The organism is Micromonospora sp. NPDC002717 (assembly GCF_040295705.1).
Taxonomy (GTDB): Bacteria; Actinomycetota; Actinomycetes; order Mycobacteriales; family Micromonosporaceae; genus Micromonospora.
Genome location: NZ_JBEOVW010000001.1, coordinates 79328 through 92200, shown reverse-complemented (window position 1 = coordinate 92200; position 12873 = coordinate 79328). Strand labels below are relative to the sequence as shown.

At 74.4% G+C, this 12873-nt stretch carries 13 protein-coding genes; 7 read left to right on the top strand and 6 right to left on the bottom strand.

Annotated features, from left to right (window positions below; all coding sequences use genetic code 11):
- Positions 1-76: 76 nt before the first annotated feature.
- The 3 genes from ABT006_RS00470 to ABT006_RS00460 form a co-directional block, all read right to left on the bottom strand.
- Positions 77-1111, bottom strand: coding sequence for a 2-oxoacid:ferredoxin oxidoreductase subunit beta (locus ABT006_RS00470; RefSeq protein WP_350701533.1), 1035 nt, complete (start codon positions 1109-1111; stop codon positions 77-79).
- A complete protein-coding gene (locus ABT006_RS00465; protein WP_350701531.1) occupies positions 1104-2951 on the bottom strand; it encodes a 2-oxoacid:acceptor oxidoreductase subunit alpha in 1848 nt (615 codons plus the stop codon). Before ABT006_RS00465 ends, ABT006_RS00470 begins: the two co-directional genes overlap by 8 nt.
- Positions 2952-3254: 303 nt before the next feature.
- Positions 3255-4667 carry a hypothetical protein gene (locus ABT006_RS00460; protein ID WP_350701529.1) on the bottom strand — a complete coding sequence of 471 codons (1413 nt, stop codon included), beginning with the start codon at positions 4665-4667 and terminating at the stop codon, positions 3255-3257.
- Between the two features lie 124 nt (positions 4668-4791).
- Here ABT006_RS00460 and ndhC point away from each other — a divergent pair, with 124 nt between their 5' ends.
- Positions 4792-5169 carry an NADH-quinone oxidoreductase subunit A gene (ndhC, locus tag ABT006_RS00455; RefSeq protein WP_350678128.1) on the top strand — a complete coding sequence of 126 codons (378 nt, stop codon included), beginning with the start codon at positions 4792-4794 and terminating at the stop codon, positions 5167-5169.
- Between the two features lie 134 nt (positions 5170-5303).
- On the opposite strand, the gene folP is transcribed toward ndhC, so the two are convergent.
- On the bottom strand, positions 5304-6173 hold the full coding sequence (folP, locus tag ABT006_RS00450; RefSeq protein ID WP_350701528.1) for a dihydropteroate synthase: 870 nt from the start codon (positions 6171-6173) through the stop codon (positions 5304-5306).
- Between the two features lie 336 nt (positions 6174-6509).
- On the opposite strand from folP, the gene ABT006_RS00445 reads away from it, so the two are divergent.
- The 4 genes from ABT006_RS00445 (at position 6510) to ABT006_RS00430 (ending at position 9178) form a co-directional block, all read left to right on the top strand.
- Positions 6510-7289: a DivIVA domain-containing protein gene (locus ABT006_RS00445; protein WP_350701526.1), complete on the top strand. Its 780-nt coding sequence runs from the start codon at positions 6510-6512 to the stop codon at positions 7287-7289.
- On the top strand, positions 7286-7783 hold the full coding sequence (locus ABT006_RS00440; protein ID WP_350701525.1) for an SRPBCC family protein: 498 nt from the start codon (positions 7286-7288) through the stop codon (positions 7781-7783). The genes ABT006_RS00445 and ABT006_RS00440 overlap by 4 nt, the downstream gene beginning before the upstream one ends.
- A gap of 176 nt (positions 7784-7959) precedes the next feature.
- Positions 7960-8541: a DNA-3-methyladenine glycosylase I gene (locus ABT006_RS00435; RefSeq protein ID WP_350701523.1), complete on the top strand. Its 582-nt coding sequence runs from the start codon at positions 7960-7962 to the stop codon at positions 8539-8541.
- 13 nt (positions 8542-8554) lie between these two features.
- A complete protein-coding gene (locus ABT006_RS00430) occupies positions 8555-9178 on the top strand; it encodes a hypothetical protein (RefSeq protein ID WP_350701522.1) in 624 nt (207 codons plus the stop codon).
- A 96-nt stretch (positions 9179-9274) separates the two neighbouring features.
- Here the strand turns inward: ABT006_RS00430 and ABT006_RS00425 are convergent, their stop codons facing one another.
- Positions 9275-10066 (bottom strand): enoyl-CoA hydratase-related protein, encoded by a 792-nt coding sequence (locus tag ABT006_RS00425; RefSeq protein ID WP_350701520.1) that lies wholly within the window; start codon positions 10064-10066, stop codon positions 9275-9277.
- Entirely contained in the window at positions 10063-10887 is an 825-nt protein-coding gene (locus ABT006_RS00420) for a PaaX family transcriptional regulator (protein WP_350701518.1), read from the bottom strand. Before ABT006_RS00420 ends, ABT006_RS00425 begins: the two co-directional genes overlap by 4 nt.
- A gap of 190 nt (positions 10888-11077) precedes the next feature.
- On the opposite strand from ABT006_RS00420, the gene ABT006_RS00415 reads away from it, so the two are divergent.
- Positions 11078-11245, top strand: a complete 168-nt coding sequence (locus tag ABT006_RS00415; RefSeq protein ID WP_007455245.1) for a DUF3117 domain-containing protein — start codon at positions 11078-11080, stop codon at positions 11243-11245.
- Positions 11246-11374: 129 nt separating this feature from the next.
- Complete coding sequence (locus ABT006_RS00410) at positions 11375-12847, top strand: leucyl aminopeptidase family protein (protein WP_350701516.1); 1473 nt, start codon at positions 11375-11377, stop codon at positions 12845-12847.
- Positions 12848-12873: the final 26 nt, after the last annotated feature.

Below are 12873 nucleotides of genomic sequence, written 5' to 3'. Positions count from 1 at the left end.
GTTGCGGGCCCCTTCTTCGTCCTGGCGTTGCGGCGGCCGGTCGCTCCCCTCGCGGGGCGGCGACCGGCCGCGCCGGTCAGAGGATGGTCCAGGTGTCCCCGCTGGCAAGGAGACCGGCGAGCTGCTGCTCCGGGGTCTCGGTCACCGTCGCCCTCGCCGCGGCGAGCTGCCCCTGCACCACGCTGTCGTAGGACGGGCGGTCGACCGAACGGAACACCCCGATCGGGGTGTTGCGCAGGTCGAGGCCGGGCAGCCTGGACAGCGCGAAGGCGTACGCCGGGTCGGTGACCGTCGCGTCGTGCACGACGATCTCCCCGGGGCTGACCGAGGCGGTCTCCCGGACCTCCAGGCCGAACCCGCCGGGCGGGTGCACGACGCAGAACTGCCCGTCCTTGCCGAACGTGATGGGCTGCCCGTGCTCCAGCCGGATCAGGTAGTCGTCCCGGGTGGCCGGCTCCTTGAGCTGGTCGAACGCGCCGTCGTTGAAGATGTTGCAGTTCTGGTAGATCTCCACGAAGGCCGAGCCCTGGTGCTCCGCCGCGGCCCGCAGCACGGACTGGAGGTGCTTGCGGTCGGAGTCGATGGTGCGGCCCACGAAGGTGGCCTCGGCGCCGAGGGCGAGCGAGAGCGGGTTGAACGGCGCGTCGGCCGAGCCGGCCGGCGTCGACTTGGTGATCTTGCCGACCTCGGAGGTCGGCGAGTACTGCCCCTTGGTCAGGCCGTAGATCCGGTTGTTGAACAGCAGGATCTTCAGGTTGACGTTGCGGCGCAGCGCGTGGATCAGGTGGTTGCCGCCGATGGAGAGGGCGTCACCGTCGCCGGTGACCACCCAGACCGACAGGTCGGGGCGGCTGGCCGACAGGCCGGTGGCGATCGCCGGGGCACGGCCGTGGATCGAGTGCATCCCGTAGGTGTTCATGTAGTACGGGAAGCGGGACGAGCAGCCGATGCCGGAGACGAAGACGATCCGCTCGCGCGGGATGTTCAGCTCCGGCATGAACTGCTGGATCGCGGCGAGGATCGCGTAGTCGCCGCAGCCGGGGCACCAGCGCACCTCCTGGTCGGACTTGAAGTCCTTGGCGGTGAGCTTGAGGGCGACGGGCTCAGACATTCTTCAGGACCTCTTCCAGCATCGTCTCCAGCTCGTTGGCCGTGAACGGCAGGCCGCGGACCTGGTTGTAGCCGATCGCGTCGACCAGGTACTTGGCCCGGATCACGTGGGCGAGCTGGCCGAGGTTCATCTCGGGGATGACCACGCGGTCGTAGGAGCTCAGCACCGTGCCGAGGTTGGCCGGCATCGGGGCGAGGTGCCGCAGGTGCGCCTGGGCGATGGAGTGGCCGCGCTGGCGCAGGCCCCGGCAGGCCGCGCCGATCGGCCCGTACGTCGAGCCCCAGCCGAGCACCAGCACCCGGGCGTCGCCGTTCGGGTCCTCGACCTCGACGTCCGGCACGGGGATCGTCTCGATCCGGGCCGCCCGGGTACGCACCATGAAGTCGTGGTTCGCCGGGTCGTACGAGATGTCGCCGGTCTTGTCGGCCTTCTCCAGGCCGCCGATGCGGTGCTCGAGCCCGGCGGTGCCCGGGACGGCCCACGGCCGGGCCAGGGTCTCCGGGTCGCGCAGGTACGGCAGGAAGGTCGCGCCGTCCTCGCCGTTGGGCTTCGTGGCGAACTCGACCCGCAGGTCGGGCAGCGACTCGACGTCGGGCAGCAGCCACGGCTCGGACCCGTTGGCGACGTAGTTGTCGGACAGCAGGATGACCGGGGTGCGGTAGGTCAGCGCGATCCGGGCCGCCTCGATGGCCGCGTGGAAGCAGTCCGCCGGCGACCGCGGCGCGATGACCGCCACCGGGGCCTCGCCGTGGCGGCCGTAGAGCGCCATGTTGAGGTCGGCCTGCTCGGTCTTCGTGGGCATGCCCGTGGAGGGGCCGGCCCGCTGCACGTCGACGATGACCAGCGGCAGCTCCAGCGCCACCGCGAGGGAGATCGTCTCGCTCTTGAGCGCCACGCCCGGGCCGCTGGTGGTGGTGACGCCGAGCGAACCGCCGTAGGAGGCGCCCAGCGCCGCGCCGACCGCGGCGATCTCGTCCTCGGCCTGCATGGTGAGCACGCCGAAGCGCTTGTGCTTGCTCAGCTCGTGCAGGATGTCCGAGGCCGGGGTGATCGGGTAGGCGCCCAGGAAGACCGGCAGTCCGGAGCGCACGCCGGCGGCCACCAGCCCGAGCGACAGGGCCGCGTTGCCGGTGATGTTGCGGTAGGTGCCCGGCTGCATCTTCGCCGGCTTGACCTCGTAGCGGACCGCGAAGTCCTCGGTCGTCTCGCCGAAGTTCCAGCCGGCGCGGAACGCCGCGACGTTCGCCGCGACCAGCTCCGGGCGGGCGGCGAACTTGCGCTCCAGGAAGCGCAGCGTCGACTCGTAGGGCCGGTTGTACATCCAGGAGAGCAGGCCGAGGGCGAACATGTTCTTGGCCCGCTCGGCGTCCTTCTTGGACACGTCGTGCTCGGCGAGCGCGCCGACCGTCATCGACGTCAGCGCCACCGGGTGCACCACGTAGCCGGCGAGCGTGTCGTCCTCGAGCGGGTTCGCCTGGTAACCGACCTTGGCCAGGTTGCGCTTGGTGAACTCGTCGGTGTTGACGATGATGTCCGCCCCGCGCGGCAGGTCGACGAGGTTGGCCTTGAGCGCCGCCGGGTTCATCGCCACCAGCACGTTCGGCGCGTCGCCGGGGGTCAGGATGTCGTAGTCGGCGAAGTGCACCTGGAAGCTCGACACGCCCGGCAGGGTGCCGGCGGGGGCCCGGATCTCCGCCGGGAAGTTCGGCAACGTGGAGATGTCGTTGCCCAGCTGCGCGGTCTCCGAGGTGAACCGGTCGCCGGTGAGCTGCATGCCGTCGCCGGAGTCGCCGGCGAACCGGATCACCACCCGGTCCAGTTGACGGATCTGCTTGGTCACGCCTGCACCTCGCTTCGCTGTGCGCGGTCGCGCGGGCGGCTGAACATGATGGTGACCTCGCCTAGCCCGGCCACGTGACCTCCTTGACGCACCGCTGCACCGGACCCGCGTGGGGCAGGCCCGGTCCGCCGTAGTTCCTCACCTGAGAGCCTACGTCGGATCACCCTTCCAACTTTCTCGTAGGCCGCCTTGTGGGATCCGATCGGGCGGGGTTCCACACCGGTTTGCGGTGTTTCCGCCCGCCCGCCGTAATCCAGATCACCGGGGTGCCCGCGATCCGGGTCGGGTGATCGGCTTCCCGGGTCAGTCCGTCGGCGCGGGTGCCGTCGTCGGCTCCGGCACCGGGGTGCCCAGCCGCCGCCGCAGGGAGATGGTCGCCAGCGTGAGGGCCAGCGCCACCAGCAGCGTGGAGACGGCAATCAGGATGATCGCGGTCTGCCGCACCGAGCCGCCCCCGCCGGCGCGCAGGGTGGGGGAATCGGCGGCCAGCACGCCCTGCGACCCGGTCGGGGCGGGCGGCGAGACCACCGGGGTGGCCAGGGCGGCGGCAGCGGTGATCCGGAAGCTCATCTGCACCTGCCGGGCCCGGCCGCTGCGCGGGTCGAGCTTGCCGAGCACCGCGCCGGCCAGCGGGGCCGTCCGCTGGGCCTCGGGCGTCGCGGACACCGGCAGCCGCAGGTGGGCGGCGCGGCCGGCGGGGACCGTGCCCAGGTCGCAGCGGGTCCGCGTCGGGCCGGCGGCGGTGCAGCCCGGCGGAGGCGCCGGCACGGTCACCCCGGCCGGCAGGACCACCTCGACCCGGCCGTCGGCGTCGACCCGGCCGGTGTTGCCCAGGCGTACGTCGAGCCCGCTCGCCCCGCCGCTGATGTCGAAGGCGACCTCGCCGGCCTCCAGCCTGATCCCGGGCACCGGCGGGCCGGGCGGGAAGAGCACGGCGAAACCCTCGTCGTCGCGCGCCGGCTCCGCGCCGGGGGCGGTCGCGGTGACCTGGACGGAGCCGCTGAGGGGCATCTGCCGCCAGGCGTCGCCGGCCACGCGTACGCGGAGCAGGGTGCTGAACCGGGCGCCCGGCGCGCTCGTCCACTCGCCGCAGCGGTGTGCCCCGCCGCCGACGTGGGCACAGCCCCGGGTGCCGGCGTCGGTCAGCCCGGCCGGGAGCGTGTAGGCGAGCCGGATCCGGGCGGGCGCCGCCCCGGTGTTGGTGACGGTCACCCGCAGCGCGGTCACGGTGCTCGGCCCGTTCCAGTAGGCGGGGGTCAGGGTGATGTCGCCGGTGGTGACGTGGACGCCGGCCGGGGAAGCCGCCGGGCTGCCCGGTGCGGGCGCGCTCGGGCGCACCGGCGGCACCGACGGCGTCGTCGGCGGCACGCTGAGGGTCGGTGCGGCGGTGGTCGGCGCCGGTTCCTCCGGGGCCGTGGTCGTCGGGGTCGGCTCGGTCGTCCCGGCCGGCGGCGTGGACTGCGGCGGCGGAGAGGTGGTCGACGGCGCCTCGCTGGGCACCGGCCCGGTGTCCGTCGGGTCCGCCGTCGACGGCTCCGTGCCGGGCTCGCCGACCGGGTCCGTGGTGGTGGCGGCGAACCGGGCGGCGGTGGGGGCCGCAGCCGCCCAGCCCGGCACCGCGGCGACCGTGAGCCCGACCGCGAGGGAGATCGCCAGCAGGGGAACGGTACGCCGGTCACACGCCCGTCGGCCGGGCCGTACGTCCACGCGGGCCATCTGTCCTCCGTGACGATGAGTGAGGGTTCCAATATTCGGCAACTGTTGTCCACTGGCACTAGTCCCGCCCGGAAACAAGTCCGTAACGCTCGGCCGGCCGCGTGGGGCGGTAGGCTGATCGACCGTGACCGGTTACCTGGGCTCGTACGCGACGCTCGGGCTCCTGCTGCTCGCCAGCGTCCTCTTCTTCGTTACGGCGTTCTCGGCCAATCGGGTGTTACGTCCTGCCCGTCCGGCCGATCCCTACGGCAAGCGGGCCAGCTACGAGTGCGGCCTCGACCCCGTTGGCGCCGACTGGGCCCAGATGCAGATCCGTTACTACGTGTACGCGTATCTCTACGTGTTGTTCGCCGTGGAGTCCGTGTTCCTCTTCCCCTGGGCGGTGGTCTTCGACCGGCCGGGGTTCGGGATGGTGACGGTCGTGGAGATGGCGGTCTTCGTCGCGGTGCTGGCGCTGGGCATCCTCTACGCCTGGCGGAAGAACATCCTGCGCTGGACCTGACCTGACCTGACCCGAGCCCGACCGGCCCGGGCGCCAGCGATCGTCCGGCTCCCACCGCCCGCGCCGGCCGCCGTGGTCAGGTCGGGCCGCGCGAGGTCGCCGTGGTCAGGTCGGGCCGCGCGAGGTCGCCGTGGTCAGGCCAGGCCGCGCCGGGTCGCCGCGGGCGGGCGGTCACCGCGGATCGACGCGACCATGTCGAGCACCCGGCGGGTGGGGCGCACCTGGTGCGCCCGGAACACCCGGGCGCCCAGCCAGGCGGAGACGGCGGTGGCCGCCAGTGTCCCCTCCAGCCGCTCGGCCACCGGCAGGTCCAGCGTCTCGCCGACGAAGTCCTTGTTCGACAGGGCGACCAGCAGCGGCCAGCCGGTGCCGGTGAGCTCGTCGAGCCGACGGGTGATCTCCAGCGAGTGACGGGTGTTCTTGCCGAAGTCGTGCGCCGGGTCGATCAGGATCCCGTCGGCCCGTACGCCCAGCCCGACCGCGCGTTCGGCGAGCCCGGTCACCGTCGCGACCACGTCGGCGACCACGTCGGGGAAGGCCGCCCGGTGCGGCCGGGTCCGGGGCGCCAGACCACCGGCGTGCGAGCAGACCAGCCCGGCACCGGTCTCCGCCGCCACCCGGGCCAGGGCCGGGTCGGCGCCGGACCAGGTGTCGTTGAGCAGGTCGGCGCCCGCGGCCACCGCCTCCACCGCGACCTCGGCCCGCCAGGTGTCGATCGAGATCACCACGTCGGGGAAGGCGGCCCGGACGGCGGCGATGGTCGCCACCGTGCGTCGGATCTCCTCGGCGACGTCGACCTCGGCGCCCGGGCCGGCCTTGACCCCGCCGATGTCGATGATCTCGGCGCCCTCCTCGACCGCCCGCTCCACGGCGCGCAGCGCGCTGTCCTGGGCGAAGGTCGCGCCCCGGTCGAAGAACGAGTCCGGCGTCCGGTTGACGATCGCCATCACCACCAGCTCGCCCGGGCCGAACGTCCGCCCACCGAGCCGAAGCGCCCCGGCCATACCGCCTCCTGAAGGTCCGCGCCGTCGTCCCGTCCCCGTCGCCGGCCGATCACGACGCTATCCGGTCCGCCGTCGCCGGGCCCGGCCGGTCGGCCGTCGCCGAGTCGTCAGCGTCGACGGCACGGTCACCGACCGGGGTGGGGTTCCGCCCGTCGTCACGCCGCGCGTGTCGTCGCGTTTCCGCCCGTCGTCACGCCCCGTCGAGCGGCGGGCCCGCGCCCCCGGTGGTCCCGGCGGGCGTCGACCCCGACCTCGGCCCAGGTCCCGCTGCCCGTTCCGGTGCGCCGGTGGGGTGGTGGGGTCGCTCCGGCCCCTTCGACATGCCACGATCTGTGCATGGATCAGGTTCTGCTCCTGCTTGTCGTCGCGCTGACCGTCGGGGCCGTGGTGTTCGGTGTGACCGTGCTGGTCACCGGCCGGGATCCCGGCCTGACGCCGGCCGAGCCGGACGGGCGCGCCGTGCCGCTGCCCGCCACCCGCCCGCTCCGCGAGGCCGACGTGGGCGAGGTCCGGTTCGACACGGCGCTGCGCGGCTACCGGATGGACCAGGTCGACCAGGCGATGCGCCGGGCGGCCTACGACATCGGCTACAAGTCCGAGCTCGTCGGCGTGCTGGAGGCGGAGGTCGCCGCGCTGCGCGAGGGGCGGACCGCGGACGCCGACGCCCTGCGCCGCGCCCGGGAGCAGGCGGCCGGGACGACCGCCGCCGAGGCGTCGCCGCAGGCCCGGGCGACGGCGCCGGTCGGGGCCGACCGGCCGGACGCCGCCGGAGACCGGGACCTGGTCGTCGAGCCGATCCCGGCGTTCGCGGACCCGGGCACCGGACCGGCGACGGGTGACGCGACGCCGGCCGGGACGACGACCGGGTGGGCGGCGTCGGCTCCGGGCGAGCACTCCACCGGGCGCCCCGACGACGCGCCCGCCGCCCCGGCGGGCGGCGACGGCACCGGGGACCGGACCGGCCGCGTCGCCGCCGGGGGAGAACCACGCGAGCCCCGGCGCGAGGACCTGACCGGCGACGACCGGGCGATGTCACCGTCGGGCGACGGCGACACGACGGCGCCGGCGGGCGACGCCGGGCGGCAGGGGCCGGTGGTCCGGTCGGAGTCGGCGTGACCGGGCCCGTGGGCGGCGACGACCTGCGCGAGGCGGCACAGCCCGGCGCGGGCGAGGTCACTGCCACGGTGATCGTCGACGCGCCGGCGGAGCGGGTCTTCGCGGCGCTGACGGCCTGGGAGCGGCAGTCGGACTGGATCCCGTTCACCACCGTCCGGGTGGTCGAGGGGGACGGCGGCGAGGGCAGCCTCGTCGAGGCGGTCACCGCGCTCGGCCCGGCCGTGCTGCGCGACGAGATGCGAGTGGTCCGGGTGGACGCGCCCTACGAGGTCCGGGTGGTGCACTGCGGGAAGCTGCTGCGCGGCCCTGGCGTGCTGCGCTGCACGCCGCTGGCCCGGGACCGCACCCAGGTGGTCTGGCACGAGTGGTTCCACCTGCCCGGCGGCCCGGCCGGGCGGGTGACCTGGCCGGTGCTGTGGCCCGGCTCGAAGTTCGGCCTGACCCGGGCACTGAAGAAGTTCGGCCGGCTGGTCGAGCAGGGCCGGCTGCCCTGACCGCCGGACGGTTGCGTGATCGACTCGACATCCCTGACAGTCGGGGTGTCGACCCGACCGGGATGCCCCGATCTCATTGACCTCGGGCTGACCGAGCCGTGCCCGCGGCGCGCGTACGGCGCCGGAGGGCGGCCGCAGGCGACGGGGCCGTCGGGCCCGTGCCCTAGCGTGGACGCGTGACTGACCTGGTGATCGGCGCCGACGGGCTGCCGCGCTGCGGCTGGGGGACCAGCACCCCGGACTACGCCGCCTACCACGACACCGAGTGGGGCCGCCCCCTGCACGGCGACGACGCGCTCTACGAACGGATCACGCTGGAGGCGTTCCAGTCGGGGCTGTCCTGGCTGACCATCCTCCGCAAGCGCCCGGCGTTCCGGCTGGCCTTCGACGAGTTCCGGATCGAGACGGTGGCCGGCTACGGCGAGGCCGACGTGGCCCGGCTGCTCGCCGACGCCGGCATCGTCCGCAACCGGGCCAAGATCGAGGCGGCGATCGCCAACGCCCGGGCGGCGCTGGAACTGCCCGAGGGGCTCTCCGCGCTGCTCTGGTCCTTCGCCCCACCGCCCCGCCCGACCCGGCCCACGTCCTTCGCGCAGGTGCCCGCCCTGACCGCGGAGTCCACCACGATGGCCAAGGCGCTCAAGAAGCGCGGCTTCCGGTTCGTCGGCCCCACCACGGCCTACGCGCTGATGCAGGCCACCGGGATGGTCGACGACCACCTTGCGGGCTGCCACGTCGTGGCGGCGCGGGCGGCGTGATGGGATGGAGGCCATGACGACCGACACCGCGCCCCGGGTGGACGGGGCGGCCCACGCCGACGGCACGGGCGCCTGGGCCGTGCTGCTGCCCGGCGGGCGCTACGAGGCCGAGCGGCTCGTCCACCACGACACGCTCGAACTGACCGGTCTGGCCGACGCCGACCGGCCCCGCCCCGGTGACCGGGTGGCGGTGCTGGCCGACGAGCCGCCACGGCTGGTGGCGCTGGGTCGGGTCGCCGCGGCCAGCGGACAGGAGCGGGAGGACCCGGAGGATCCGCTCTCCGACCGGGGCGAGGCGCCGCTGGTGGTGGCGTACACCCGGCGGGCCTTCGACGAGCCGGTGCCGGCCGGGGCGGTGACGCTCGACGGGCCGGTGACCGCGCTCGACCCCACGGTGTTCCGGGAGTTGGCCGACAAGCTCGGCCCACCGCCGCAGCGGCGTTCCTGGCTGGTCAGCCTCGACCTGCCGATCGAGGCCGCCTCGCCCGCCGAGGCGGTCCGGCTGTTCTGGGCGTACGTGCAGGAGCTGGGGCCGCGCGAGCTGCCCGCCTTCGTCTCGCCCTCCGGCGACGAGCTGGCCATGCAGGCGTTCGTGCTCGGCGCGGAGGCCAACCAGGATCCGGAGGAGGACGACTGACCTGACCGGGGTCAGACGAAGCCGGGCCGGGGCGGTTGCGCCGATGCCTGGCCGCCCGGGCGGTGGCGACGCGACGCCCGGGCGGAGCCGGAGGCGTCAGCGGCCCTCGAAGACCGGCTTCTGCTTGTTGACGAAGGCGACGGTGGCGGCCCGGTGGTCGGCGGTGCCCCCGCAGATCGACTGCGCCTGTGCCTCGGCCGCGAGGGCGTCGGCGAGGGTGCCCGCGTCGGCGATGGAGAGCTGCCGCTTGATCGCCCCGTACGCGACGGTCGGGCCGGCGGCCAGCCGGGCGGCCAGCTCCTGTGCGGTCGGCAGCACCTGCTCGTCGTCCACCACCAGGCGGTTGAGCAGCCCGATCTGGCAGGCCTCCGCCGCGTGCACCGGCTCGGCCAGCATCAGCAGCTCGACCGCCTTGGCGTGGCCGACCAGCCGGGGCAGCGTCCAGGAGGCGCCGGTGTCGGCGGCGAGCCCGACCCTGGCGAAGGCCATCAGGAAGCTCGTCGACGGCCCGCCGATGCGGATGTCGGCCAGGAAGGCGAGCGACGCGCCCGCCCCGGCGGCCATCCCCCGCACCGCCGCGACCACCGGCTTCGGCAGGTTGGCCAGCCGGGCGGCGATCGGGTTGTAGTGCGCCCGGACGGTGTCCAGCGGGTTGCCGTCGGTGGACTCCAGCGTCTGCACGTGCTCGCGCAGGTCCTGGCCGGCGCTGAACGACTGGCCCGCGCCAGCGAGCACCACGGCCCGGCAGGAGCGGTCGGTCTCCAGCTCCGCCAGGGTGTCCCGCAGCGCCTCCTTGAGCGCCACGTCGAGCGCGTTCATCGCCGTCGGGCGGTTCAGCGTCAGGGTGACGACGGCGTCGGTGCGGTCGACGAGCAGGGGCTCGGTCACGTCTCACGACCCTTCTGTCGGGCGAGGCGGTTGCCGGCGTCGAGGCACTGCTCGACGTACCGGTCGGCGGCCGGCCGCAGCCGGGCCGCGTGTCGGTCGAAGAAACTGGCCGCAGCGGTGCCGGGCCAGCGCTCGGGGAGCAGCGCCGGCGGCAGCTGCGGGTCCCGGAAGAGGAAGGTACGCCACGCGTGCACGAGCCGGAACCGGGCCGCGTACGCCTCCTCGTCCTGGCTGCGTACGGTGACGCCGGCCAGGAGTGGCCGCTGCTCGGCGACGAACTGCTCGTACGCCTGGCCGATCTCGGTCAGGTTCCAGGCGCGGCGCACGACGCCCATCGCGCCGGGGGTGCCGGAGGTGTGCGCGGCGGTGAACCGTTCGTAGCGCACGCCCGCCTCGTCGAGCAGCACGTCCACGTCCTCGCCGGGGCGGGTGGCCACCCAGGTGCAGTCGTCCAGGGTTCCGTAGCCGAGGAAGGTCAGGTTGGCGGCGAGGCGTTGGCGTTCCCGCCGCGCGGCGGGCGCCTCCAGCACCAGCAGGTCGAACCGGCCGTCCCAGGTGATCCGGCCGGTCCGGTAGATCCGGGCTGCTGCCTCGTCCAGTCGGCGGGCGGCTTTCGGTGTGATCGAATATCCCGGGCCGGAGGTGAGCCGGCACGGGTCCAGCCACCCCTGGCGGACCATCCGGGAGACCGCCGTACGCACGGCGGGCGGGGCGATCCCGAGCGGCGCCAGCAGCTTGACCAGGGCGGCGACGGGTGCCCGGCCGCCCCTCGCCCGGAGGTGGTCGCCGTACAGGTCGAAGAGTGCCGACCGTGCCTGCATGACCGCACATTGTGACAGGCATTCTCAGGATAAGCTAGATGCTGTTACATCAATGCTGCTTCGGTTTGGGTCCGGCGGTGTTCATCAGGGAAAATCGTTGGTCGACACCCCCGCGTACGTTGCGGGTGGTCAAGACGAAGTGGCTGTGGGGCAACCCACCGACCCTGGTGTAGGTCTGAGGGGAGACAACATGGCGGCGATGAAGCCGCGGACGGGCGACGGTCCGCTGGAAGTCACCAAGGAGGGCCGGGGCATCGTCATGCGGGTCCCGCTGGAGGGCGGTGGGCGGCTCGTCGTCGAGATGACTCCCGACGAGGCCAACGCGCTCGGTGACGCGCTCAAGGCGGCTGCCGGCTGACCGAGGAGCGGTCCGCGCGCCCGCGCGGGCGTTTCGTCAACCCCTGAGCCACCGGCCCGGCCGGTGGCTCAGGGTCTTCATTTCCCGCGGAGCCCGGCTCCGCGAGCTTTCCTGGAGGTACGGCTCCGCGTGCTCGCCATCCGTCTGCTCGTCGAGCCGGAACGGCCCGACGTCCTCGTACTGCCCGTGCGGCCCGCCTCGGCCGACGACGCCCCGGCCCGGCCGGTCCCGACCGACGTGGCGCTGCCCGACGGCGTGACCGAGGAGGCCGCCGCCCTGGTCCCGGCCGCGCGCGCGACCGGGCGGCCCGGCGAGGTCCAGGCGCACCTCCGGCCCGGGCGCGACCCCGGCCGGCTGCTGCTGCTCGGGATCGGCGAGGGCGACGAGGCGGAATGGCGGACGGCCGGCGCGGCACTCGCCCGGGCCGCCAGGGATGAGACGCGCGTCACTCTGGCCATGCCGGCCGGGGTCAGCCCGGCGGCCGTACGCGGGCTGGTCGAGGGACTGCTGCTGGCGTCGTACCGGTTCCGGCTGACCGAGGCGGGCGCCGCCGCGGCGCTGGCGGGGGTCGACGTCGTGGTGGCCGACCCGGACGCGCACGCGTCGGCCGTGGAGGCTGCCGGCACGACCGCCCGGATGACCAGGTTCGCCCGCGACCTCACCAACACCCCGTCGTCGGTCAAGAACCCGGAGTGGTTCGCCGGCCAGGTCGCGCTCGCCGCGGCCGAGGTCGACGTGCCGGACCTGCACCTGCGGGTACGCGGCCCGGAGGAGCTGGCGGCGGAGGGCTTCGGCGGCATCCTCGCGGTCGGCGGCGGCTCGGCCAGCACTCCGCGCCTGGTCGAGCTGGACTGGCGACCGGCCGACGCGCGTACGCACGTGGTGCTGGTGGGCAAGGGGATCACCTTCGACACCGGCGGCATCTCGATCAAGCCGGTGCCGGCGATGAAGCTGATGCGCAAGGACATGGCCGGCGCGGCGGCGGTGGTCGCGGCCACCCTCGGCGCGGCGGCGCTGCGCCTGCCCGTCCGGGTCACCACGCTCGCGCCGCTGGCGGAGAACATGCTCAGCGGCTCGGCGTTCCGCCCCGGCGACATCGTCCGCCACTACGGCGGCACGACCAGCGAGACCACCAACTCCGACGCCGAGGGGCGGCTGGTCCTCGCCGACGCGCTCGCCTACGCCGTCGCCCAGCTCAAGCCCGACCTGCTGGTGGACCTCGCCACGCTGACCGGGGCGAACGCGGTCGCGCTGGGCAAGCGGATGGGCGCGCTCTACAGCGAGAACGACGGGCTCGCCGCCGACGTGCTGGCCGCGATCGCGGCCGCCGGCGAGGCGGCCTGGCGGATGCCGCTGCCCGCCGACTACACCGAGCACCTCGGCAGCGAGCTGGCCGACCTGCACAGTTCGCCGGACCGCGGCGCGGGCTCGGTGATGGCCGCCCTCTACCTGCGCGAGTTCACCGGCGAGCTGCGCGACCGGTGGCTGCACGTGGACATGTCCGCGCCGTCGTGGGCCGAGGGCGACGACGCCGAGCTGACCAAGGGCGCGACCGGCTGGGGCGTACGCTCGCTGCTGCGCTGGCTGGGCACGCTGGGCTGACCGCCGGGCGGCGCCGGCCCCCGGCG